The 24,243-nt window shown below is 42.9% G+C and carries 23 protein-coding genes, 1 tRNA gene and 3 pseudogenes; 12 read left to right on the top strand and 15 right to left on the bottom strand.

Annotated features, from left to right (window positions below):
* The first annotated feature begins 357 nt into the window (after positions 1-357).
* Entirely contained in the window at positions 358-1,218 is an 861-nt protein-coding gene (locus tag AACW06_RS08700) for a TraB/GumN family protein (protein WP_192074769.1), read from the top strand.
* 60 nt (positions 1,219-1,278) lie between these two features.
* Here the strand turns inward: AACW06_RS08700 and AACW06_RS08695 are convergent.
* Positions 1,279-1,355: transfer RNA gene (locus AACW06_RS08695), tRNA-Pro, on the bottom strand.
* A 255-nt stretch (positions 1,356-1,610) separates the two neighbouring features.
* On the opposite strand from AACW06_RS08695, the gene AACW06_RS08690 reads away from it, so the two are divergent.
* From AACW06_RS08690 to rluF, 3 genes are all read left to right on the top strand, one after another.
* The gene (locus tag AACW06_RS08690) at positions 1,611-1,751 is read left to right on the top strand and encodes a DUF3149 domain-containing protein (RefSeq protein WP_010319399.1); all 141 of its coding nucleotides are present in this window, start codon (positions 1,611-1,613) and stop codon (positions 1,749-1,751) included.
* 145 nt (positions 1,752-1,896) lie between these two features.
* Positions 1,897-2,475 (top strand): DNA endonuclease SmrA, encoded by a 579-nt coding sequence (smrA, locus tag AACW06_RS08685; protein ID WP_053310961.1) that lies wholly within the window; start codon positions 1,897-1,899, stop codon positions 2,473-2,475.
* A 93-nt stretch (positions 2,476-2,568) separates the two neighbouring features.
* Positions 2,569-3,585: a 23S rRNA pseudouridine(2604) synthase RluF gene (gene rluF / locus AACW06_RS08680; protein ID WP_192074768.1), complete on the top strand. Its 1,017-nt coding sequence runs from the start codon at positions 2,569-2,571 to the stop codon at positions 3,583-3,585.
* Positions 3,586-3,649: 64 nt separating this feature from the next.
* On the opposite strand, the gene upp is transcribed toward rluF, so the two are convergent.
* Positions 3,650-4,276, bottom strand: coding sequence for a uracil phosphoribosyltransferase (gene upp / locus AACW06_RS08675; RefSeq protein WP_053310959.1), 627 nt, complete (start codon positions 4,274-4,276; stop codon positions 3,650-3,652).
* 165 nt (positions 4,277-4,441) lie between these two features.
* On the opposite strand from upp, the gene purM reads away from it, so the two are divergent.
* Both purM and purN read left to right on the top strand, forming a co-directional pair.
* Positions 4,442-5,482, top strand: coding sequence for a phosphoribosylformylglycinamidine cyclo-ligase (gene purM, locus AACW06_RS08670; protein ID WP_192074767.1), 1,041 nt, complete (start codon positions 4,442-4,444; stop codon positions 5,480-5,482).
* Positions 5,483-5,485: 3 nt separating this feature from the next.
* On the top strand, positions 5,486-6,124 hold the full coding sequence (purN, locus tag AACW06_RS08665; protein ID WP_053310957.1) for a phosphoribosylglycinamide formyltransferase: 639 nt from the start codon (positions 5,486-5,488) through the stop codon (positions 6,122-6,124).
* Positions 6,125-6,198: 74 nt separating this feature from the next.
* Here the strand turns inward: purN and AACW06_RS08660 are convergent, their stop codons facing one another.
* Positions 6,199-7,044: a class II glutamine amidotransferase gene (locus tag AACW06_RS08660; RefSeq protein WP_192074766.1), complete on the bottom strand. Its 846-nt coding sequence runs from the start codon at positions 7,042-7,044 to the stop codon at positions 6,199-6,201.
* Between the two features lie 55 nt (positions 7,045-7,099).
* The gene (gene lpcA / locus AACW06_RS08655) at positions 7,100-7,675 is read right to left on the bottom strand and encodes a D-sedoheptulose 7-phosphate isomerase (RefSeq protein ID WP_053310955.1); all 576 of its coding nucleotides are present in this window, start codon (positions 7,673-7,675) and stop codon (positions 7,100-7,102) included.
* Between the two features lie 311 nt (positions 7,676-7,986).
* Between lpcA and fadE the strand changes: the two genes are divergently transcribed.
* Positions 7,987-10,431, top strand: a complete 2,445-nt coding sequence (fadE, locus tag AACW06_RS08650) for an acyl-CoA dehydrogenase FadE (RefSeq protein ID WP_192074765.1) — start codon at positions 7,987-7,989, stop codon at positions 10,429-10,431.
* A 94-nt stretch (positions 10,432-10,525) separates the two neighbouring features.
* Here the strand turns inward: fadE and AACW06_RS08645 are convergent, their stop codons facing one another.
* On the bottom strand, positions 10,526-11,776 hold the full coding sequence (locus tag AACW06_RS08645) for a TIGR03503 family protein (RefSeq protein WP_192074764.1): 1,251 nt from the start codon (positions 11,774-11,776) through the stop codon (positions 10,526-10,528).
* Positions 11,777-11,784: 8 nt separating this feature from the next.
* Positions 11,785-12,528, bottom strand: coding sequence for a DNA polymerase III subunit epsilon (gene dnaQ / locus AACW06_RS08640; protein ID WP_053310952.1), 744 nt, complete (start codon positions 12,526-12,528; stop codon positions 11,785-11,787).
* A 56-nt stretch (positions 12,529-12,584) separates the two neighbouring features.
* Between dnaQ and rnhA the strand changes: the two genes are divergently transcribed.
* Positions 12,585-13,052, top strand: a complete 468-nt coding sequence (rnhA, locus tag AACW06_RS08635) for a ribonuclease HI (RefSeq protein WP_192074763.1) — start codon at positions 12,585-12,587, stop codon at positions 13,050-13,052.
* A 6-nt stretch (positions 13,053-13,058) separates the two neighbouring features.
* Here the strand turns inward: rnhA and AACW06_RS08630 are convergent, their stop codons facing one another.
* Complete coding sequence (locus AACW06_RS08630; protein ID WP_192074762.1) at positions 13,059-13,802, bottom strand: class I SAM-dependent methyltransferase; 744 nt, start codon at positions 13,800-13,802, stop codon at positions 13,059-13,061.
* Positions 13,803-13,838: 36 nt separating this feature from the next.
* Here AACW06_RS08630 and gloB point away from each other — a divergent pair, with 36 nt between their 5' ends.
* From gloB to AACW06_RS08615, 3 genes are all read left to right on the top strand, one after another.
* A complete protein-coding gene (gloB, locus tag AACW06_RS08625; RefSeq protein WP_053310949.1) occupies positions 13,839-14,597 on the top strand; it encodes a hydroxyacylglutathione hydrolase in 759 nt (252 codons plus the stop codon).
* A gap of 72 nt (positions 14,598-14,669) precedes the next feature.
* Positions 14,670-16,244 (top strand): lytic transglycosylase, encoded by a 1,575-nt coding sequence (locus AACW06_RS08620; protein ID WP_192074761.1) that lies wholly within the window; start codon positions 14,670-14,672, stop codon positions 16,242-16,244.
* A complete protein-coding gene (locus AACW06_RS08615) occupies positions 16,241-16,927 on the top strand; it encodes a YIP1 family protein (protein WP_192074760.1) in 687 nt (228 codons plus the stop codon). The genes AACW06_RS08620 and AACW06_RS08615 overlap by 4 nt, the downstream gene beginning before the upstream one ends.
* Here the strand turns inward: AACW06_RS08615 and AACW06_RS08610 are convergent.
* From AACW06_RS08610 to AACW06_RS08575, 8 genes and pseudogenes are all read right to left on the bottom strand, one after another.
* Positions 16,917-17,759, bottom strand: a complete 843-nt coding sequence (locus tag AACW06_RS08610; protein ID WP_192074759.1) for an endonuclease/exonuclease/phosphatase family protein — start codon at positions 17,757-17,759, stop codon at positions 16,917-16,919. The two genes, AACW06_RS08615 and AACW06_RS08610, sit on opposite strands and share 11 nt — an antisense overlap.
* A gap of 80 nt (positions 17,760-17,839) precedes the next feature.
* Positions 17,840-18,178, bottom strand: coding sequence for a nitrogen regulatory protein P-II (glnB, locus tag AACW06_RS08605; RefSeq protein ID WP_168521350.1), 339 nt, complete (start codon positions 18,176-18,178; stop codon positions 17,840-17,842).
* 108 nt (positions 18,179-18,286) lie between these two features.
* A complete protein-coding gene (locus AACW06_RS08600; protein WP_192074758.1) occupies positions 18,287-18,598 on the bottom strand; it encodes a c-type cytochrome in 312 nt (103 codons plus the stop codon).
* A 60-nt stretch (positions 18,599-18,658) separates the two neighbouring features.
* Complete coding sequence (gene tilS, locus AACW06_RS08595) at positions 18,659-19,975, bottom strand: tRNA lysidine(34) synthetase TilS (RefSeq protein ID WP_192074757.1); 1,317 nt, start codon at positions 19,973-19,975, stop codon at positions 18,659-18,661.
* A gap of 518 nt (positions 19,976-20,493) precedes the next feature.
* Positions 20,494-20,700 carry a hypothetical protein gene (locus tag AACW06_RS08590; protein WP_192074756.1) on the bottom strand — a complete coding sequence of 69 codons (207 nt, stop codon included), beginning with the start codon at positions 20,698-20,700 and terminating at the stop codon, positions 20,494-20,496.
* A 216-nt stretch (positions 20,701-20,916) separates the two neighbouring features.
* A pseudogene (locus AACW06_RS08585) lies at positions 20,917-21,525 on the bottom strand (IS630 family transposase); the annotation flags it as partial.
* A 72-nt stretch (positions 21,526-21,597) separates the two neighbouring features.
* A complete protein-coding gene (locus AACW06_RS08580) occupies positions 21,598-22,878 on the bottom strand; it encodes an L-cysteine desulfidase family protein (RefSeq protein ID WP_192074755.1) in 1,281 nt (426 codons plus the stop codon).
* 438 nt (positions 22,879-23,316) lie between these two features.
* Positions 23,317-23,463: pseudogene (locus AACW06_RS08575) on the bottom strand (IS982 family transposase); the annotation flags it as partial.
* A 48-nt stretch (positions 23,464-23,511) separates the two neighbouring features.
* Here AACW06_RS08575 and AACW06_RS08570 point away from each other — a divergent pair.
* A pseudogene (locus tag AACW06_RS08570) lies at positions 23,512-24,243 on the top strand (IS630 family transposase); the annotation flags it as partial.

The following is a 24,243-nucleotide window of genomic DNA, read 5'->3' as shown; positions in this document are numbered from 1 at the left end:
CAATGTCAACAACATACTAGTAGTTATTTCTAAGCGTAAAATAATTAACCATGTCCAGTGATCCGCTTCAAATTTTATAATTTTCAAAAAAATATAAAATCAAATAAATCAATACATTAATAAACACGTTAAAATTACAAGTTCATTTTTGACGTGTTTTTTGTGTATAAAGTGACTGAAATAGAGCTTTATATGACCAATGTCTCGTGATCCTGTTCACAACCACATTCTGGTACCTATTTTATAAAAATGGATAATGGACTAGAAATGTGATCGAAAGCCCAACTCTTAGCGCAGTAAAAACCGTTAAAATACTTTAAAGTAACGTTTTTGACGCAACCTTCGTGACGAATAACTGTGAAATATTTTCTGTTAGTTTTCTCTTTGCTTTTTTCAATAGTAATCAATGCCGAACCACTCTACTGGCAAGCTAAGAAAGGAAATCAAACCCTATTAATTGTTGGATCGATCCATGTAGGGGATGAATCGATGTATCCACTTCCTCAAGCAGTAACACAGTTTTTTGAAAGTAGTGATGGGCTAGTTGTAGAAACTGACGTGAGAAAAATCGAAGGCATTACCTATCCTCCCACGCAACATTTATCTAAAGATGTGCTCAATACACAGCAACTGTCGCAATTAGTTACGGTTGCTAAACAGTTAGGACTAAATGCCGAAAACCTCAAAGACTCTCCGCCTTGGGTAACCGCTTTACAATTACAGCAAGCACAATGGTCCCTATTAGGTTATGTACCGGATGATGGTGTCGATATGCGTCTGATGTACAAAGCAACGATCAATAACAAGCCTATTTTCAGCCTAGAAGAACTGCAATTTCAGATAGACTTACTGACCAATCAACCAGAAGATGGTAAAGAGTTGTTAACCTCAATATTGGATGAGTGGGACAATAATGAGCAAGTTCTACACTGTTTAATTGAAAGTTGGAGTGCAGGTGATCAACATAAACTCATTCAGTTTGCAGAATTAGAACAGATGTCAGAGGAGATGGTGGAAGCGTTCATTACTCAAAGAAATAACGCATGGGCAAATAATCTCGGCTCCAATTATTTTTTACCTAATAAAGATGGTAACTATTTAGTTGTCGTTGGTACTCTGCATTTAGTCGGCAAGCACAACTTACTTGATTTACTCACAACAAAGGGGTTCGCGGTTCAACAGCTTTCAACAAGCCAAACCGCTAGCTGTGATTTCTGAGTACACCATTGCTACACCCCAGATATGACAAAGCCCCGCATTACTGCGAGGCTTTTAATGTGGTCGGTGAAGAGGGATTCGAACCCCCGACCCTCTGGTCCCAAACCAGATGCGCTACCAAGCTGCGCTATTCACCGAGATTGTTCTAAAATTTATGTCCCAGAACGGATGCGTATATTACGGATCTCGCTCACAGACGCAAGCCATTTAATGATTTTTCTATTAAAAAAGAACCATTCGCTCAAAACATCGCCAGCGCAATCAAGGAATGTGACCGATTACACACAACAATAAACATTCTTTTAACCTACGCAACACAATTGATCCAGATCAGTGTCGCCACAATCATGAGCCTTTAACTTGGGGCTTGTCTTCGAAACTTTGGAGGAAACATGGACTTTTGGCTTGATCTCCTATTTGGTAATGCTGTGGGGCTATCTTCAATGATAGTAATCTTTGGCGCTTTTGGTCTGATGCTATTTTACGGCGGTTTCTTCATTTACAAGGTGATGAACGACAAATCTCCTCACTAGATCGCTTAGCCGCTATTGAAAAATAGAATGACGCTATGCACCGGAGCCGATTGCTTGTCTGCTCCGGTTTTTTATTTTCTACTTGATCTGATTCGAGGATCACTGGGTATAATTGCCTATTCCTCTATCGATTCGAGAAGCACCCATGTCTCAGAATGATTTCGATTTATTCCAACAAATGATGGGCGACGTAAAGCCAATTACTCACGATACCGCCGAACTCAAAAAATCACATACTGTCACTGATTCTCAGTTAGCTAAAAGAGAATCGGCCATGACGATAAGTGAAGGCGATCCAGACTATCTTTCGATCGATAATGCTCCAATGCTCAAACCTAATGACATTATCGAATACAAGCGTGACGGTGTTCAAGAAGGGGTTTATCGAAAACTGCGCTTAGGAAAATATCCTATTCAAGCTCGCTTAGACCTTCATCGTAAAACACTAAAAGAAGCGCGAGATGAAGTGGTTAGTTTTCTAAAACAATGCATGGATTGGGATATTCGAACTGTCACCATCGTGCATGGCCGTGGGGAGAAGTCAAACCCACCAGCACTAATGAAAAGCTTCGTTGCCAACTGGTTGATGCAAATAAAAGATGTGCAATGTGTGCATAGTGCTCAAGCTTTTCATGGTGGTTCAGGAGCGGTTTATGTGATGTTGCGTAAGAGCTCCGAAAAGAAAATAGAAAACCGAGAGCGTCATCAAAAACGGCTTGGTTAATTAACGATAACTGCTAAAATACACGCCATCCAAAGCAACACTTCAGTGTTGCTTTCTTTTTTAACCGCCGTTGGGAAACGTTAGGAGAACAACATGTCGCAACAAACTGAAAAACGCCTAAATAAATTCATCAGTGAAACTGGCTACTGCTCACGCCGTGAAGCTGATAAATTGATTGAACAAGGTCGGGTAACGATCAATGGTAAACTGCCAGAGATGGGCACCAAAGTGCAGCCAGATGATGACATTTGCATTGATGACAAGCCACTAAAATCCAAAGAAAAACCTATCTATATCGCATTAAATAAACCGACTGGCATTACCTGTACGACTGAACGTGATATTCCGGGAAACATTGTTGACTTCATCGGTCACCGCCAACGTATTTTTCCTATCGGCCGCCTCGACAAACCTTCTGATGGCTTAATTTTTCTCACCAATGACGGTGATATTGTGAATAAGATTCTACGCGCAGGAAATAACCACGAAAAAGAGTACGTGGTACGTGTAGATAAGCCGCTCACCAATGAGTTTCTAAAGAAAATGGCTTCCGGTGTTGAAATTCTCGATACCGTTACTTTGCCCTGTAAAGTGACGCAAGAAACTAAGTTCTCATTTCGTATCGTGTTAACTCAAGGTTTGAACCGTCAAATTCGTCGTATGTGTGAAGCACTAGGTTATGAAGTGTTTAAATTGCGCCGTGTTAGAATTATGAACATCAGTTTAGATGGTATTCCAAATGGCAAATGGCGTTACCTGTCTGATAATGAAGTGGCTGAAATTCTGGCGATGTGTGAAGGTTCAAGTGGCACTGAAGACGCATCAAAATTAGACGCGCAAGGAAAACGCATTCGCAGAGCAACCGATGCTAAGCTTTACGATAGCCGCGAAGAGAATCAAACCTCAACAGCGCGTCGTAACCAAAAAACGCGAACCTTTAAAGGTCATAATGCTGATGAATATCGCCATGCGCCAAATTCTAAAAAAGGCAAAGGCTCTCGTACTACATCGGCTAGCAATAAGTCATGGAATAATGATGCAAGACAAGGCAGTAACAATGATAAAGCACCCGCTAAACGTACAACGGGTACGCTCGGTCTTAAAAAGTAATCATTAATTTTTAGAATTAAGTAAAACAAAGGGGAGCATCGATATGCTCCCCTTTGTCATTCAATTACTTGGTACCAAAAATCTTATCACCAGCATCGCCTAAACCAGGAACGATGTAACCTTTGTCATTTAGTTTTTCATCAATCGCAGCAGTGTATAGTTCTACATCTGGGTGAGCTTTTTCAAGAGCCGCAATACCTTCAGGTGCCGCCACCAATACTAGGATTTTAAACTGATTACAGCCTTGCTCTTTCAAAAGATCGATCGTTGCGATCATTGAACCACCAGTCGCCAGCATTGGGTCAACGACTAACGCGATACGCTCTTCAATGTTAGAAACTAACTTATTGAAATAAGGCACTGGTTCTAATGTTTCTTCATCGCGGTAAACACCTACCACACTGATTCGTGCACTAGGAATGTGCTCGAGAACACCATCCATCATGCCAAGGCCTGCACGCAAAATTGGCACAACCGTAACCTTCTTGCCTTTAATTTGATCAACTTCAACAGGGCCATTCCAACCTTCAATGGTCACTTTTTCTGTTTCAAAATCAGATGTCGCTTCATAAGTAAGCAGGCTACCGACTTCTGTCGCTAGCTCACGAAAACGCTTAGTGCTGATTTCCCCTTCTCTCATTAACCCAAGTTTGTGTTTAACTAGAGGGTGCTTCACTTCAACAACTTTCATTTCCATCTCCGGCAATATTTAAATAAACCTGCGGATTATACACACATTTTGTATTGGTTTCAGTGCCAATTATAAACAAAAAACTGACGCAAACGTTTTCCTTTTTGTTTTAAGCCCTGTTAGAATAGCGCCGTTTTCATATCCAACTTAAACGAGGACTTCCCCGTGAGCGGTAATAACACATCTCTGAGCTACAAAGATGCAGGCGTAGATATCGATGCAGGCAATGCACTAGTTGAACGCATTAAAAGTGCCGTAAAACGCACTCGTCGCCCTGAAGTAATGGGTGGTATTGGTGGTTTTGGTGCGCTTTGTGAGCTGCCAACAAAATATAAACACCCTGTTTTGGTTTCCGGCACTGATGGTGTAGGCACTAAATTGCGCCTCGCTTTGGATATGAAAAAGCACGACACGATTGGCGTTGATCTCGTAGCTATGTGTGTGAACGATTTAATCGTCCAAGGTGCAGAGCCTCTCTTCTTCTTAGATTACTACGCAACCGGCAAATTAGATGTAGATACCGCAGCGGACGTGGTATCTGGTATCGCCGATGGTTGTGTACAAGCTGGCTGTGCGTTAATTGGTGGTGAAACCGCAGAAATGCCTGGTATGTATGAAGGCGAAGATTACGATATCGCTGGTTTTTGTGTCGGTGTCGTGGAAAAAGAAGACATCATCGACGGCTCAAAAGTGGCGGCAGGTGATGCATTGATTGCGGTAGGTTCAAGCGGTCCCCACTCAAATGGATACTCGTTAGTGCGTAAGATCTTAGAAGTCTCTGGCGCAGATAAAAATGAAGAGTTAGCAGGAAAAAGCATTAGTGAGCACTTACTGACACCAACCAAGATTTACATCAAATCAGCGCTTAAGATGATCGCAGAACACGATATTCACGCAATTTCACACATTACTGGTGGTGGCTTTTGGGAGAACATTCCTCGCGTTTTACCAGCAGGAACCAAAGCCGTTATTGATGGAAACAGTTGGCAATGGCCAATCATTTTCCAATGGCTTCAAGAAAAGGGTAATGTGACAACTCACGAGATGTACCGCACTTTCAACTGTGGTGTCGGTCTTATCGTTGCACTACCACCTGAACAAGCCGATGCTGCGGTTAAATTACTGCAAGCAGAAGGTGAAAACGCATGGGTTATCGGTCATATTGCTGAAGCTCAATCTGGTGAAGAGCAAGTAGAGATCAAATAACCTATGAAAAGTATTGTTGTTTTAGTTTCAGGAAATGGTACCAACTTACAGGCTATCCTCGACGCGTGTGAAACGAAGATTAAAGATGGCAAGGTTACGGCCGTTTTTTCAAACAAAGCAACTGCTTATGGCTTAGAACGAGCTAAAAAAGCAGGTGCAGCAGCGGTACATATTGACCCCAATGCTTTTGATACGCGTGACGCGTTTGATCTCGCATTAATGGAACAAATAGACCAATACGCACCTGATTTAATCATTCTAGCCGGTTATATGCGCATTCTGAGCAGTGAATTTGTTCGTCACTACTTAGGAAGAATGCTCAATATACATCCATCGCTGCTACCGAAATATCCTGGTCTCAACACCTACCAACGCGCGATTCATGCTGGTGATGAAGAACATGGAACCAGTGTTCACTTTGTCACAGAGCAGCTTGATGGCGGGCCTGTTATCCTGCAAGCAAAGGTACCTATTTTTGACGAAGATACGGTTGAAACACTGACGGATAGAGTGCAAACCCAAGAGTATCGAATTTACCCTTTAGTGGCACAATGGTTTGTTGAAGAACGTTTAGAAATGCGTGAAGGTAAAGCTTACCTCGATGGAAAACAACTTGGTATGCATGGCTACGCGTTCGATTAAGTTGAACAAAAAATTAGAAAGTAAAAAGGGTTGCATAACAGCAACCCTTTTTTGTTGAGCAATGAGAATACCATTTAATTCAGAGATTCAATCGCTGCCTGACACCCAGGTTTAGCCGCTGCAAACGGCACATCAACTAACGCTGAGGCATTATTATCAATACACTCACCATAGTGAAAAATCGCATACTCGCTTGGTTTCATTCGCTGCCACATTTCATTCCCCGTCAAAGGTTGTGTCGCAATCACAGAAACCACGTCGTTTGGTGTTGTTTCTTCTTGAAAGTTGATTTCAACATCTTCATCAAGCAAGCTGGCTTTACCAAATGGCGCACGACGGGTGATCCAATAAAGGTGATTCGTACAATACGACATCACGTATTCCCCATCCGAAAGCAGCATGTTAAATACGCCTCTTTCTTTTAATTGGTCACAACATTGCGCAACAAAACGAAACATCCCAACCATGTCCTGTGGTGGTTCTGGATAACGCGCTTCCAATTGCTTTAATAACCAGCAAAATGCCTGCTCACTGTCTGTTTCACCAACGGGGCGATGACGCCCAGTTTCTAACTGCTGGTGATCAGCTAATTGTCCATTATGAGCAAATGTCCAATATTTCCCCCACAACTCTCGCGTGAAGGGATGAGTATTTTCCAAATTTACGCCACCACGATTCGCTTGACGAATATGGCTAACGACCGCCCGGCTTTTTATCGGGTAACTCTGGACCAGCTCTGCAATTTTGGACTGGAAGCTGGGGTTTGGGTCTTTAAACGTCCGAAAACCCTTTCCTTCATAAAAAGTAATTCCCCAGCCATCACGGTGTGGACCTGTATTGCCTCCACGTTGAATCAGCCCAGTAAAACTAAAGCAAATATCCGTCGGCACATTGGCACTCATACCGAGCAATTCACACATGGTTTAACGCACTCCCTTCTTTAAACCTTAGGTTGCATCTGAATAATTCAGATAATTACGCCATTTCTTTTTCGATTAATTGGATAATGATATGGATAATTTTAATATGGATTTCTTGAATACGGTCAGCATAACCAAAATGAGGGACACGAATTTCAACATCCGCCAAGCCCGCCATTTTGCCGCCATCTTTACCGGTTAGAGCAATGGTTTTCATGCCTTTAGCTTGCGCCGCTTCAATGGCTTTCAAGATATTACCAGAGTTACCTGAAGTAGACAGACCAAATAATACATCCCCCTTTGCACCTACCGCTTCAACATAACGAGAAAATACAAAATCATAACCAAAGTCATTACTCACACATGATAAATGACTTGGATCAGAAATAGCGATGCCAGGGTAACCAGGACGATTTTCACGATAACGCCCCGTTAACTCTTCAGCAAAATGCATCGCATCACAATGTGACCCACCATTACCACAAGATAGAACTTTGCCACCTTGTTTGAATGAATCAGCAATCAGCTTTGCCGCCGCTCCAATTTGAGCAATATTATGGTCATCACTGAGAAACTTATTCAGAACGTCAGCAGCTTCCGTTAATTCACTTTTAATCAAATCCTGGTACATAGGTATATTCTCTTTTTAATCTGCTTACAGATGAACTCTTGTTTTAGAGCCAGTAACAAACTTGAGTTTACCCAAACCATTTGCTCTGTCGAGAGTTCCACTTCAAGAATTGTCCTTTTCTGTTCATTCCATACGTAGAAAGTCATGGATACATTGGATTATTTAGATTTTTTGCTCTACATGGATCACTTTTTGAACAATATAAGGTTTTACATTTCATTAATATTCTGATTACAATTACCACTGGTTAGACCACTTTCAAAAATCAAGACGTATAACAAAATACATTCCGTCTTAAAGGGAAACATATTATGGATATCTTGCTCTCTACACTTGGCTTTATCGCTGTACTCGGTATTTGCCTCTACCACAGAACCTCACTCTTTACTGCCTTAACGGCATTAACCGTTACTATGATTGCGTTAACGGTTTTTGACTACGCTGGGTTTATCGGCTGGGTACTTTACCTCGCCGCTATTGCAGTCTTTGCTATCTCTTCTATTCGCCAAAGTCTGATCAGCGAAAAAGCACTGAAACTATTTAAAAAAGTTCTTCCTGCCATGTCACAGACAGAAAAAGAAGCCTTAGACGCCGGTACTGTTTGGTGGGAAGCAGATCTGTTCAAAGGAAAACCAAACTGGGACAAACTACACAAGATTGCCGCGCCAAAACTAAGTACAGAAGAACAGGCCTTTCTTGATGGTCCAGTGAATGAAGTGTGTGCCATGGTCAGCGACTATCAAGTCACTCATGAACTGGCAGACCTTCCTCCTGAAGTTTGGCAATATTTAAAAGATAACAAGTTCTTCGCCATGATCATTAAGAAACAATATGGTGGCTTAGAATTTTCAGCTTATGCTCAATCGCTCGTACTGCAAAAACTTACAGGTGTATCGGGAGTACTTTCATCCACCGTTGGTGTACCAAACTCATTAGGCCCAGGTGAACTTCTGCAACACTATGGTACTGAAGAACAAAAAAACCATTACTTACCTCGACTTGCTGAAGGTAAAGAGATCCCATGTTTTGCGTTAACTAGCCCAGAAGCGGGTTCAGATGCAGGCTCCATTCCTGATTTTGGCGTGGTTTGCAAAGGCAAATGGGAAGGAAAAGAAGTGCTGGGCATGCGCTTAACTTGGAACAAACGCTATATCACCCTAGCTCCTGTTGCTACCGTATTGGGATTAGCTTTCAAATTGCGCGACCCAGACGGCCTATTGGGGGAAACCCAAGAACTAGGTATTACTTGTGCGTTAATCCCAACCCACTTGAAAGGGGTTGAAATTGGTAATCGCCATTTTCCACTTAATGTACCTTTCCAAAATGGCCCCACGCGCGCAAATGATCTTTTCGTACCGCTTGATTTCATTATTGGTGGCCCAAGCATGGCTGGCCAAGGCTGGCGTATGTTGGTGGAATGTCTTTCTGTCGGACGTGGCATTACCCTACCATCAAACTCAACTGGTGGTATTAAAACCGCAGCATTAGCAACGGGCGCGTATGCACGTATCCGTCGCCAATTTAAACAGCCTATTGGCCACATGGAAGGAATTGAAGAGCCATTAGCCCGCCTTGGTGGTAATGCTTATGTAATGGATGCAGCAAGTAACCTAACTGTTGCTGGTATTGATTTAGGTGAGAAACCATCGGTTATTTCGGCCATTGTTAAATACCACTGTACTCATCGTGGCCAACGCAGCATCATCGATGCGATGGACATTGTCGGTGGTAAAGGTATATGCATTGGTCCTTCAAACTTTTTAGCACGAAGCTACCAAGGCGCACCGATTGCAGTAACAGTCGAAGGGGCAAATATTCTGACTCGTTCGATGATCATCTTTGGTCAAGGCGCTATCCGCTGTCACCCTTATGTTTTGGAAGAGATGAATGCCGCTTATTCGCAAAATTCTGACGCAATTGAAAAATTTGATGCAGCTCTCGCAGGACACGTTAGCTTTACTATGAGTAACCTAGTACGCAGCATTTGGTTTGGTATCACCGATGGGTTAGGCTCATCAGCTCCAACCAGTGATGCAACCAAGCGTTACTACCAACAATTGAACCGTTACAGCGCAAACTTAGCGTTACTGTCTGATATTTCAATGGCAGTACTTGGTGGCTCACTCAAACGTAAAGAACGTTTATCGGCACGCCTTGGTGATATTTTAAGCCAGCTTTACTTAAGCTCAGCAACACTAAAACGCTTTGAAAATGATGGTCGTCCGGTTGAAGATTTGCCTTTAGTACATTGGGGGTTACAAGACAGCTTGAAGCAAACTGAAGTCGCCATTGACGAGTTCTTAGCTAACTTTCCGAACAAGGTGATTGGAAAAGTACTGCGCGTGTTGCTAATGCCAATTGGTCGTGTCCGTAAAGCGCCAAACGACAAGCTAGACAGCAAAGTAGCACAGATTCTACAAACACCGAGTGAAACTCGCTCCCGCATTGGCCGCAATCAATACCTTGCCCCAACTGCACATAATGCAGCAGGTAAGATTGAACAAGCACTAGAGGTTATTTTACGTGCAGAGCCGTTGTTCGATAAAGTATGTTCGATAACCAATCAACGTCGCCCATTCTTGCGTTTAGATGAAGTCGCCGCCATTGGTTTGCAACAGAAAATTCTCACAGAGCAAGAAGCACAGCTATTAACTGAGGCGGAAGCTCATCGTTTATACACCATTAATGTGGATGATTTTGCGTCAGAGGAACTCGCCGCAAAGTCACAATACCCAGCGATGGGTGAAGTTGCCTAATTCATGTTTGATAAAAGACAAGGGGCGCTTTCTAAGCGCCCCTTGTCTTGTAACTAAAACAACCTATTTCTAATTTATACCGACTCCGACGGTGTTATTTCTTGGGCATATTCAATTGCAACTCAGGTTGCAGTGCTTTCCTTGCTTTCAGTTTGCGCATGATAAACCATATCAATAGCCCTAAAAGGATTGCCACCATGTTACCGATAGCGATGATCATAATGCTACGACTCGTCGCCTCTTCACGCATTTGAATGATCAGCTCTTCTTGCTCTATCTGACGCTGTTTTGCTTCTTCTTCGAGTTGTAAACGCCGCGTTTCAGCAATATTGACATCATCAACCACACTGTAAGTTCGCTCAGCTATTGGAAAATACAGCGGTCGCTTATTCGAGAGATCGGTAGCATACAATTTACCTGACCAACGATAATTCCCATTATCACCTTCATTGGGTATATCTAGGCTCAGTTTTAATTCATCTTCAGCGGACTGACTTTCAGCAACAAACCGCTCATCATAGATATCCGAATGCTCAATATGTGCCGCAATTGAGCCGGGCTCAATCATCCCTTGCTCGCCTGAAAAAACGACCTGGTGCGGCTCTCCATCAACTCGAGATTGAATAAAAGTGGTTAATATCGGTGCTGGATAAACCAAGACTTCTTGTTCCTGCGCACGTAAAAACACACCATTGCCAGATGTAATTCGCACACGGTATTTGCCAGGTTGAGGAGTAATTGGTAACGCAACGGTGAATACACCATCACCGGGGTATTCATCTAAACCACGGCCATCATCGCTAAACTCACCGATCACATCAGGAATGGGGCGTGCTTCTTTCGCCAACTCATCTTCATTTTCGACATATTTGGTAAACGTGACCTTTAAGTTAACTCTGTCTAAAAAGTCTCGCAACTTAAGCTGCTGGCCATCAGAGCTCAAGCGAGCAGTAAACTTGATCTCCTCACCGTGATAAAGACGATTTGGAAACACATCGGTATTGAGTTGGAGATGAGAAATTAACTTGATGTTATTTTTAGGCGACACTTTACCTATCGCCTGCCAAGGCCCCGGCATAGGTGTATCGATAGAAATAATATCCATGCTAGGTTCTTGATACCAACGCATATTGTCTTCATGTCGCCCCGCATAATACTTTTTACCGTCCGGACGCACCAACACCACAGGCTGAGAAGCGGGTTCGCGATAAATCACAAAAGTAATTTGCGTAATGGTCGGATCAACCCGAAAACGATTATCGAGCAACGATATTGAGGATTCACTCTCAGCAAAAACACCAATACTCCATATCAGCCCTAAACAAGCCGCCATTATCCTCAACATATTTTCTCCTACTGACGCCAAAGGCAGCTTCCGCTCTTCTCTACCAGATCTAATCTTTCTTGGTGTGCTTGTAATTCATCGGCACACGCGTGCAAAACCTTTAGCTTTTTCCGCCCAGCAGCGACACGTTTTATTGACTCTCCTCCCATACTGCCATCACTTTGAGTTCCTGCACTAAATTGCAATGAGGTTTGCCCCCCCGTCATTAACAGGTAGACGTCGGCTAAGATCTCGGCATCGAGCAAAGCGCCGTGCAAGGTACGGTGTGAGTTATCAATACCGTAGCGGTCACACAAAATATCTAAGTTATTGCGCTTACCGGGGAAAATACGCTTGGCCATTGCCAAAGTATCGGTCACTTTACAATATTGCTCAGTCTTACCGATACGTGGATCAAGTTTGCTAAATTCATAATCCATGAAGCCAACGTCAAAGGGCGCGTTGTGAGCAACCAATTCAGCCCCTTTGATGAAATCTAAAAACTCTTGGTGCACCTCTCGATATAGTGGTTTATCAACCAAGAATTCATCGGTAATACCATGAACCTCCACCGCTTCGGACTGGATTTCACGATCCGGTTTTAGGTAGACGTGAAAATGACGACCGGTCAGTTTCCGGTCAATAATTTCCACAGCACCAATTTCAATGATTCGGTGTCCTTCGTAATGAGGACCGCCTTCACGGTTCATACCCGTGGTTTCCGTATCGAGAACAACGATACGTTGAGATTCTGAATTGCTACTAGTATTCATAAGGATATCTATGTCAGACTATGCCGATAATGTGCGTAACCTAATAGTACCAAATCATGACAAAACAAGTGGAAATTTTCACTGATGGATCTTGCTTGGGTAATCCCGGCCCCGGTGGCTATGGCATTGTCCTGCGTTATAAGCAGACCGAAAAGACCTTAGCCAAAGGCTATACACTGACAACCAACAACCGAATGGAGATGTTAGCTGCGGTGGTTGCGTTGCAGTCACTTAAAGAGCCATGTCATGTCATTCTAACGACCGATAGCCAATACGTACGTCAAGGAATAACCCAGTGGATCCACAACTGGAAAAAGCGCGGTTGGAAAACGGCAGATAAAAAACCAGTCAAAAACGCAGATTTATGGCAATTGTTAGACAAAGAAAGCACCCGCCACGAGATTGATTGGCGATGGGTCAAAGGTCACACAGGTCATCGCGAAAATGAAATATGCGATGAATTAGCACGCGCGGCTGCCGAAAATCCTACCGAAGAAGATACGGGTTATCAGCCCAACGAATAAACCATATTACGCTTTATTTTGATTTTGGCTCTTTAAGCGATAGTTCACCCCAACTGGAGAGAAGCGTCGCTTCAAATGCCAATGCGGCTTAATCGGTTTAAGCGGATAAGTCCGTTTACGAGCGACAATAAAGTACAAACTACCAAATGGAGACGCCCAGTCTCCGATACTGTTTTCGAGCCATGTCCACATCGGTTGATATTTTTGCATCGGAAACAATGCGTATTGATCACACGCGATAACTTGATAATTCAAAATACTCAGCCAATCTTTGATGCGGCTTGCCGTAAACATTCTCCCGCTCCAAGGAAGGTTGCGTTTACGCCATGGCATAAAACTAGCTATACCAGTAAAACTTATCGGATTAAAGCCGGTAATAATGATGTAACCATCGTCAATCATCACTCTATCGACTTCTCGCAACACGCGGTGCGGGTCATCACAGTAATCGAGCTGATGCGCCAACATCACCACATCGAAACTCTTTTCTAGAAATGGAAGTTCATAGCTATCTGCAATGACGTTATGTAATGGATTTTTTATATCAAGATTAACTTGATGTTGAATATTGCAGTTGCAACTGGCAAGCTCACAACTAAGACCACCGAGCTTAAGCATATGGTAGCCAAACAATTTTGGGCACCACTCATCAAGCCGAGTTTGAATAGAATCACTGACCCACTGGCCATTTTTAAGCTGAGACCAAGAGTGAGGTTTATCTAACTTCTTTTCGCTACGTGCTGGCTTCATCGATAACCTATTTCACCTCGGTGACTGGAGATACTCATGTTACAGATCAAAAGCATACCCGCATTTAATGATAATTACATCTGGCTGATCCAAAATAGCGATCAGCGTTGTGCAGTTGTCGACCCGGGCGATGCTGCTCCGGTGTTGCAATACCTCACCGAGCATCAATTAACCCTTGAAGCAATTCTGATTACCCACCATCACCATGACCACATTGGTGGTGTGCCTGAATTGGTTCGCCAGCACCCCAATATAAATGTCGTGGGCCCAGTGAATGAACCGATTCCCACTTTAACTCACCCAGTTGAAGCGGGAGACCAAATAGAACTATTTGATGAAGTATTTATGGTGCTAGGCCTCGAAGGACATACAAATGGACACATTGGTTACGTGGGGGACGCAAAACTATTCAGTGGCGACGTACTCTTTTCCGCGGGTTGTGGTCGCGTATTTGAAGGCACTATGGAGCAAATGTTCACTTCACTGAATAAACTAGCCGCATTACCTGAGGAAACTGAAGTGTATTGCGCCCATGAATACACAGCCAGTAATGTGGCATTTGCACTTGCAGTCGAACCTGATAACGATCACTTACATCAGTATCGTGACCAAGTTAATCGTCTTAGAGCTCAGCAACAATCAACAGTGCCAACCACCATTCGCCAAGAGAAATTAATCAACCCTTTTTTACGTACGCAACAAGAAAGTGTGATGAAATCGGTCGCCAATCGCACCCTACAAACCGATCCTCAATCAATCTTTACCGCATTACGTGAGTGGAAGAACGAATTTTAACGATTTGCTGCTTGTCATCGCCATAAAATGACAAGTATTATCAGCTGCCATTTAGTCAAAGGGCTGTTATACATGCGAGTTCAATTTAGCTGGGTGGTAGTGCTGTTATTAGCCGGATGCCAAATCACCCAGCCAGTAGATCAAACTACCTCACCAAACTCCGAAGAGGCCAATAGCCCTCAAGTTCAAACATCCACCAACCGTATTCATGCGAATAAATCGGTGCAACCTGCAAAAGTGCTCCCAAAGGTCGTTACCCCACAACAACAAAAAGATGTATGGCAACGTATTGCGATGCAGCTCTCGATGGATATCCCCGAGCACAAATCCGTTAATTACTACCGTACTTGGTATCTTAAGCATCCTAACCATCTCAAAACGGTTTCTAAGCGTGCTGAACCTTTCCTTTATTTAATTACGGAGAAAATTGAACAGCGCGGATTACCGCTAGAGCTAGCCTTATTACCGATAGTCGAAAGTTCATTTGATGCCTTTGCATACTCGCACGGCAGCGCGGCGGGCTTATGGCAATTTGTACCAGGTACAGGGGAAATGTACGGTTTAGAGCAAAACTTTTGGTATGACGGCCGCCGAGATGTCGATGCCGCCACCGACGCCGCTTTAGATTATCTGACTTATCTTAATAAACGTTTTGACGGTAACTGGAATCACGCAATTGCCGCCTATAATAGTGGTGGTGGTCGTATCTCAAGCGCAATTCGTAAAAATCAAAAAGTGGGGAAAGCTACCGATTTCTTTTCCTTAGATCTGCCAACTGAAACCACAGGCTATCTGCCGAAACTGCTTGCTGTTGCAGACATCATCGCCAATCAAGAAAAATACGGTATTACCATTCCAGCAATCCCGAACAAACCGGTACTGGAATTAGTCGACCCACAAGAGCAGCTTGATCTTGCCATTGCCGCTAACTATGCCGGCATGACAGTGAAAGAGCTACAAAGCTATAACCCAGCCTATAATCAGTGGGCGACTTCCCCAACAGGCCCGTACCAATTACTGATCCCAGTTGATAAAGCGGATACTTTCATGCAAAAAGTGCAACAAAACCGTGGCAAGGGAATGAAACTGGTGCGCTATAAGGTTAAATCGGGAGATAGCTTGAGTGTGATTGCGCAGCAGCACTGCACCACCACTAAAGTGATTCAAACAGCAAACAACCTCACCAGCAATAGTATCCGTACTGGACAATATTTGATGATCCCCACTTCGGTGAAAGATGAAAAAGCTTACGCGCTGAGTGTCAACAACCGCCTAGCCAAAACCCAATCAATGGCGCGAGGTAAATACAAACTCTCGCATACCGTTACCAGTGGTGACAGCCTTTGGAGCATTGCAAAGCAACACAACATTTCTCACCAGTCATTGGCAAAATGGAATGGCATGGGGCCACGAGACACATTAAAAATCGGCCAAAAACTGGTTATTTGGAAAAATAGCAGTGATGGCGCGATTATCCGTACCGTCTTTTACCAAGTTCGCTCTGGCGATACGCTAAGTGGTATCGCGAACAAATTTAAAGTGAAAAGTCATGACATCGTTAACTGGAATGATCTTGCGAATCAAAAGTACCTAAAACTAGGTCAAAAACTTAAACTCTATGTCAACGTTACTAAGGTCAGTGTATGAACCCGTCTAGCAACCCTTTAACCATGTTGGTGGATATATTCCGTTCACCAACCTCTTGTTTCCTTGCCATTTATCAACGAGGAATGTGGGGCTGGCAGCCTTATATCTTTTTGATTTTGAGCCCATTTCTATTCTGGGGTGCTTATTTTGATATCGTCAACTTCGAATGGCTAAAAGCAGCACTTGCACCACAATTGACGGTGGTAAACCCAGTTCAACTAGAGATGTTGGATGCAAATACCTTAATGGCCAGTGAAATCATCAGCGATATGATTGGTCGTACAGTCACGATTTTCATGCTGGCCTTCTGGTTCCATTTAGCCACCAAACAAAGTCAGCACCTACATGGCTTTTGGCGTTGGTTTGCCGCAGGTGCCGTCATCACTTTCCCTGCCGTGTTGGGCGACTTAGCCAGCTACGCTAGCCTACTGCTAAAGCATGGCCAAGTGATGACTTACGCCGCAGACTTAAACAGTTTGAATGGTTTACTCAAGCTACCTCTGACAAACGATTGGTCTCAGTTTGCCAGCTCTTTTCCTCTGCTTTTACCTTGGTATATTGTGCTAGGGTATGCCGCAGTGGGCGCTTGGACTGAACTGGAACGTGGGCAAGCTTTGGCTATATCTGCACTGCCTTGGATCGGTTACTATGTGATTTGGGCGCTCTACATTGTTATAAGCTAAAGTGCACCAGCATAGGGTTATGATCAGAAGCGTCGGTTTGCGGCGCTTTTGCGTTTATTACCGTAAGCCCACGATAAAAGACATGATCAAGTACTAAACCGGTGACAAACTGGATGCGGTTATCAGGGCTAAATATTACCTCTTGCATCCCTGCGCCTTGTAACGCCGTTTTCATCACCGTCATGCGCTGCTCACTCCAACTATTGAAGTCTCCCGCCACAATCACCGGCCCTTTGTGCTCATCTAACTTGCTTATCAAAGTTGATAACTGGTTAGCGTATTCATCTGTACCATAAGTAAAATTAACCGCATGCAAGTTCACAACTGCTAATGATTGCCCGTCACTTAAACGATACAGCGCATAAATGGCCGATTTAGGTAAACGCAACCAAGGTTCAACTTCGGTATAAGCACAGGCGTGACTCGGCATCTGTTTTGACAAATTCAGCACCCCTGCAGACTCACCAAATACACGAAAGGCAGCGGCTTGGTTTCCTCCCCATTGACGTTCGACAATCCAAGATTTCAATGTTTCCGTCATGCTTGCTTCTTGGAGTAATACCAGTTGAGATGATTGGCTGAATTTATCTAGCTCACTGTGCCAATTAACTTTATTTTGCTTATAGATATTCCAAACCAGTAACTCTAGCTGCCCGTTAGCATCAATAACCTGAGCATTGGGGTTGTCGTAGCACACTAAAGGTGATGCACTATTTTGATGATTGATTGTCAGTATTTGCGGCTGGCTAGGGATGGTGAAGATAAAGAAAAAACTCACCATGGCAATAAGAGCAACAAACACAGGTAAGACAATAAGGTATTTTTTCTTCATGATTTTAGCCACGTGATGTGAACCAGAAACAAGAGATAAATAGGAGAAAAAAGGAGCGAATCGCTCCTTTTCTAGATAAATTAAATAGCGTCTTCGTCTTCTTCACCGGTACGAATTCTCACCACACGCTCAACACTAGTAATGAAGATTTTACCATCACCAATTTTACCCGTTTGCGCCGTTTCAATAATAGTCTCGACACAATGGTCTGCTACATCATCACTAACCACAATTTCAAGCTTCACTTTTGGCAAGAAATCGACCATGTATTCAGCACCACGGTACAACTCGGTATGTCCTTTCTGACGACCAAAACCTTTCACTTCAGAAACCGTCATCCCTGTGATACCAACTTCAGCAAGCGCTTCGCGTACATCATCGAGCTTAAATGGTTTAATTATGGCTTCAATTTTTTTCATGTTCATCCCTTAAACTGTCTTCAATGATTGGCATTATCTGCTAGCAAAAAAAAACAATCAATAAAAAGCCCAAGCAATGCTTGGGCTGATTGAATAAATGTATTGAGATTATTTTAAACTTGCGAAGTAAGCCGCGAGGTTATCAATATCAGCATCACTGAGCATGGACGCTTGTGCTTGCATTACCATCGCTAACCCGCCTGTGCGCTCTTTGTTTTTATACGCTTTAATAGAAGAGACAAGATATTGCTCATGTTGTCCTTTAAGATTTGGATAGCCGGGGATAACAGCAATACCATCGGCACCATGACACGCAGCGCATACCGCTGCTTTAGCTTGACCTGCTGCGGCATCACCCGCCATAGCATTACCGCTAAGAAGACCTAAGCCGATAACCACTCCCATTGCGATTTTTTTCATTGCTCCACCTTTATGTCCATATTAATTATGCGTTTTATACGAATTTTGCATCAAAAGCGTTCACTTGTCCCAGCTAAATTCACAATCTTGCCCACTGAAATCACGATCAACAAACAAATTTGCAACCGCAACAACTTGATCACGATACATCAATATCGGAGTTCTACGGCGCAACCAGCTTGGCACACCATATTCCTGAAACAGTTTTTTCAATTTACGACGACCAACGCGCCCCACAGGGCAAGCGCTAAGCCCTTGTGGATCAAAGCTTATCCATAACTCTTGTGGCTTGCCTGCAAGCGCAATCCCACCTTGATTATCTTGCTCCAAAGCTTTTAAGTGCAGTACGCCCAAGCCATCTGGCAACTCAACTGCTTGATTAAGCCCTATAGGCGCGCGCCACTGCGAAACATCTTGCTGAGTTTGGACACAATATAGCTTTTGATCAAAGCGACGAATTTCACTCTCACCGAGTTTCAGACATGGGTTAGCATCAAGGCGAGCTAACGCAACTTGCTGCCAGATCATCGCCAAATGTTCTTTACTTGGCATAGGCTCGCCTAAAACAGCTAACCACATTCGCAATAATTGGCTTCGAGCCAGTTCACTATGTAGTGAAAGGTGATGAATTGATAAGCTCCCATCTGCCATTTGCGCGGTATGCAGAGCCTCTTGCAAAAGTTCTTCTAGCAAGAGTTGTTGCTGAGCGCACAATTGAGCACTGCGAGAAACTGCTTGCTGGAAATGGGGCCAGCGCTGGGTAAGAACGGGGGTCACCAGATGGCGAATAAAATTGCGATCAAAGCGGGTATCTTGGTTGCTCTCATCTTCCACCCACTCTAACTGTTTAAGCTGTGCATAAGCTTCTATTTGTGCGCGAGTTGCACTAAGCAGCGGTCGAACGATAGAGCCATCACCAAACGGCATGCATTGCGCCATAGAAGACAAGCCTTTCGGCCCACTACCACGTTTAAGCGCTAGCAAAAACGTTTCGATTTGATCGTCAGCATGTTGGCCCGTTAACAGTAGATCATGCTTTGTAATGTATTTCGCCAATGCCTGATAACGCGCCGCTCGCGCCAAAGATTCAATGCTCTCTCCGCTGTTTTGATCCAATTTAACGGTTTCTATAAAAAATGGGATCGCTAGCGCTTGCGCCCACAACTGACACTGCTCCGCCCATCGATCCGCATTCTCGCTCAAGCCATGGTGTACATAAACTGCGCAACATTCACAGTCATGACTTTCTTTATACTGGGCAAGTAACTCCAACAGAACACGCGAGTCAACACCACCACTAAAACCAAGTACTAACTTACCTGTCGGTTGGTAATAACGCTTAATGGTTTGCGAAAAAATAGAATAGAGCTCTGTCATAGGGCTTTATGCTCGAAAAAAGTCAGGTGAATTAACCATACATGGGAAGATAAAACTGGTGCTGCAAGCACGAGTTTACCTTGAAAGCGTCAGTCTTGAAATGGCTTTTCAGCTAAAGATGTAAGGGCAGGAGCAACAGAATGTAGCAAGTAACCTTTGGAATAGGTAGTCTTGATACCTTTACCGTTATCATCGAAAAAACTTGCGAAAACCATAGGTGTAACGCGTAAGCGACTAATCACTAACATTCAAGTGACCCCAAACTTTTTTGATCACTAGCGGTTTGTTGACAGGTTCAGCACAAAACTTGAGTAGTCTATTTAATACTTTCCGTTCTAAGTTCTGTATATAAATTGCTCTTTTATCTGACTTTACTTAAATATATTCCATTCGTGGAATAGTAATGATTTTCCAAATAAAAGCACTTGCTATCTTTTATAGACAATGATGTAAGCGAAAAAAATCACTGACAATAAAAAATCATATTTAACCACTTACAAGCTCAAATCTCGTAATATTTATATATCGACAATCCCCTTCCCCCCTTGAAAAACATCATAAATATTTTCATTCAAATAACTTTGTTTTAATTCCACATTCTTATTTAAATTACAAAGACGATCATTATTACCTGCGCTATCATAATCCCAGATCGCGCCAGAAATGGTTATATAGTTATAACTCGTTTCTTGTGCAAAAAAAGGAATGGGAGGTTCAACCTTCAACGTATTAGTTTCTATGTAATTATTCTCACCTCGTTCCCAAACCGTTAGATCTACATCTTGACCATTAATTTTCTCAATTTAAATTTTACCGTAAAGCTCCTATGGTCCTCTGCCACTATCATTATCTTTCACCTGAATTTGAAAGTTAATATATACCCGTTCAACTTGGAGATGCAGGTTTCAAAATCTGAAAGTTATCCGTAATTCTGGATACGAGTGAATTTTTTGCTCCAAAGGATAATGCTCCTTTTTGAGCTTCCAGAAGAAACGAACAATGCTCTCGCTGTTTATCGTGTCATACGTTTCTGTCACCATCGCGCCAATATTTTGAAGTGGTAACGCACCGATAATATTAAGACGAGTTCGACTGCCTGTTGTCTCAATCACTTTGTTTTGGCCTTTTCGTATCCAGCCATAACTGAGTTTTGTTGACTGCGTAGGATGAACGGCGTCCATGAACAACACGGGGTCTTCGCTGTTTCTTAGCGTCTCGTTGTAATGTTCGATAAAGGCTTGCTGCATCTCTGGATCAAACTTGTGCGGCACACCTTTCGGCTTTTTATATGAGAAGCCGTGGTGATGTAGCCACTTGTTCATTCCAGCAACGGTATAACAGATACCAAACTCAGCCTGTACATAAGCGACAATTTGGTGGGTATGAAAGTACGTTTTCTCAGCCAGATGTTCGATAAGTAGCATGGTTTGCCCAGCAGAAAGTCGGCTTTAGCTACCACCATTTTCAGGCTTAAGTTTTTCAGAGAAAACATAATCACTGAGATGACGAGCAACGGTTGATTCGTGAATACGAAGAGCTTGAGAAATCAAGCATCTTCAATGATCACGTGTATAAATAAGGTAACTTTCCATGTGTGGAAAATTACCTTATTCACAAAGATATTATTTATTGACCATGATTTCTAAAATCTGAATGTCTGTTTGAATCATTGAACCATTGGCCAAACTTGAAAGGTTGCGTATAGAATCATCGATGTTATCTGACACAATGCCTTCTTGGCCTGTGACTCGGTTACCATCCAGAGCCATCAGAGTTGCTTTAAAAGCCGCGCCTGCTGAAGAGGATACTTTCATCGCACAACTGGCTTTTGCTCCGTCACAAATTACCCCAGCGATATCACCGATCATGTTACATATTGAATCACTGATTTGTTTGAAGTTACCGCCAAGTAAAAAAGTCATACCTGCAGCAGCACCCATGGCAGCAGTGGTTGCTCCGCATAAGGCCGATAGTTTGTTTTGGTAACTTTTGATATAAATGGCCATTAAATGAGAGAGCATTAGTGCTCTAATCATTTTTTCTTTATCAACTTTTAGGTGTTCACCTACAACAACGACGGGCATAGTTGCTGAAATACCTTGGTTTCCCGAGCCTGAATTGCTCATGGCTGGTTTCATTGCTCCATCCATGCGCGCATCAGAAGCGGCAGAAGTTCGACAGAGAATATCGTTCATCAAGCCTTTTGAAAGTAAGCCTTTTTCAATATTTCGTTTAAAGGTTGCACCGACTTGAAGGCCGTAATCACTTTTTAGGCCTTCAAGTGATAATTCATTATTAAGCTGATAAGCCTGCTCAATAAAACTGATTTGTTCTAACGGAGCATTAAGTGCGAAATCAAAAATATCTTTTGCACAGGCATCCTGCATTGGGTGCTCTTTAGGCGCAGAGTTCTCGTTTGTATTTTGTAAGTTGTTATAAGTGACCATACCATCTTCTTCAATAGAAACTACGTTTGTATGGCTGTCGGCTATTGTAACGGCAACACGATGCTTACTATTGCTCACGATCACTTTGGTGTAGATAACATTTTTAACATCAGCTAACTCAACAGAAACTGAATCTTGTAGTTTTTTTGCTTTAGAAACATCTAAAGGGGTAATGTTTTTAAGTACTTCTAATCCTGCATGCGCATCTCCTGCTATTGCCCCAATAGCTGCAGCGATCGATAAACCAACCATTCCTGTTCCTGGAACACCGACGCCCATTCCATTTTTCATCAGGTTTGGCGATACACTAACTGAGATCGCCTCAATTTCTCCAATAAGTTTCTGTGCTGCGATAGCACTTGCAAGCGCAATAGAAATTGGTTCTGTACATCCTAGTGCTGGTACGATTTCTTTGTTAATTAATTGGATAAACCCATGCCAAAGTTCAGTTCTCATGATTATACCTTTAGTCGCAGTGCCTCAAAGTATCGAGACAAGCAGTAGTGAGTCTTTTCAGCCTGATACGCTAAAAAATAAGGCTGATGTTGTTTTTACTTAATAACTACACAATACGAGATCTCTGAGAGATTTTTTTTGCCTTTTTTTATTCAAATACTCCTATTTGTAGAAAAAAATTCTCTTTTTCGTTTGATTTGGGGGGTTTTTGTTAATCCTGTCACAATTTTTTTGAGTAAAGCATATAGCTAAAAATCGATTTTGATAGATTTGAGTTACGTCAATCATCAGTAAGCGCTCATTACTCAGCATAACTCATCGTCCAATCTCAACGATCTAGTCTTTAGCCAAGTTCCAAGGCAGTAGCGCTTCTATTTGATCAAGAGTTTCAGCGTATGACAGCTGAGTAAGAAGGGGATGTAACCTGAGATCGGTTTGAGCCATCGCCATCAACCCAGACTTTTCAGTATTGGTGATGTTGAGTGATGGCTTTTCTGGTTTTAAACAGTAAGTGATTAAGCTTCCAAGCAAGTTCAGCATGACCCCATGTAAGCTACGATGACGAGAATGTTCTATACCTGCAATCATTGAAGATGCTTGATTTCTCATAAAATCAGGATCATGCTACGCGCCATGAAAATAATACTGACTCCTCAACAGAAACAACAACTCGAAATGATGCACGATTCAACTCGTGATGGTCGAGTGCGTGACCGCATCAAAGCGGTTTTACTCGCGTCTGAAGGTTGGAGTCAAGCTATGATTTCTCAAGTTCTTCGCATTCACGAATCAACCGTAGCTCGTCATCTCAGTGATTATGTTCTCTCTGAAAAACTTAAACCTGAAAATGCTACATCATCACGGCTTCTCATATAAAAAGCCGAAAGATGTGCCACACAAGTTTAATCCAGAGATACAGCAAGCCTTTATCGAACATTACAACGAGACGCTAAGAAACAGCGAAGACCCCGTGTTGTTCATGGACGCCGTTCATCCTACGCAATCAACAAAACTCAGTTATGGCTGGATACGAAAAGGCCAAAACAAAGTGATTGAGACAACATGCAGTCGAACTCGCCTTAATATCACCGGAGCGTTACCACTTCAAAATATTGGCGCGATGGTGACAGAAACGTATGACACGATAAACAGCGAGAGCATCGTTCATTTCTTCTGGAAGCTCAATAAAGGAGCATTACCCTTTGGAACAAAAAGTACACTTAATTCTTGATGGCGTAGCCTATCATCAGTCAAGGCTGGTGAAAAATGCGGTAAAAGTGCTCAATATCGAGCTTAATTACTTACCACCTTACAGTCCAAATTTAAATCCAATCGAGCGGTTATGGAAAGTGATGAATGAGCATG

The sequence above is a fragment of the Vibrio sp. S12_S33 genome, assembly GCF_963889785.1.
GTDB lineage: Bacteria > Pseudomonadota > Gammaproteobacteria > Enterobacterales > Vibrionaceae > Vibrio > Vibrio aestuarianus.
The sequence above is the reverse complement of the archived record's forward strand: the minus strand, read 5'-3'. Positions and strand labels throughout refer to the sequence as shown.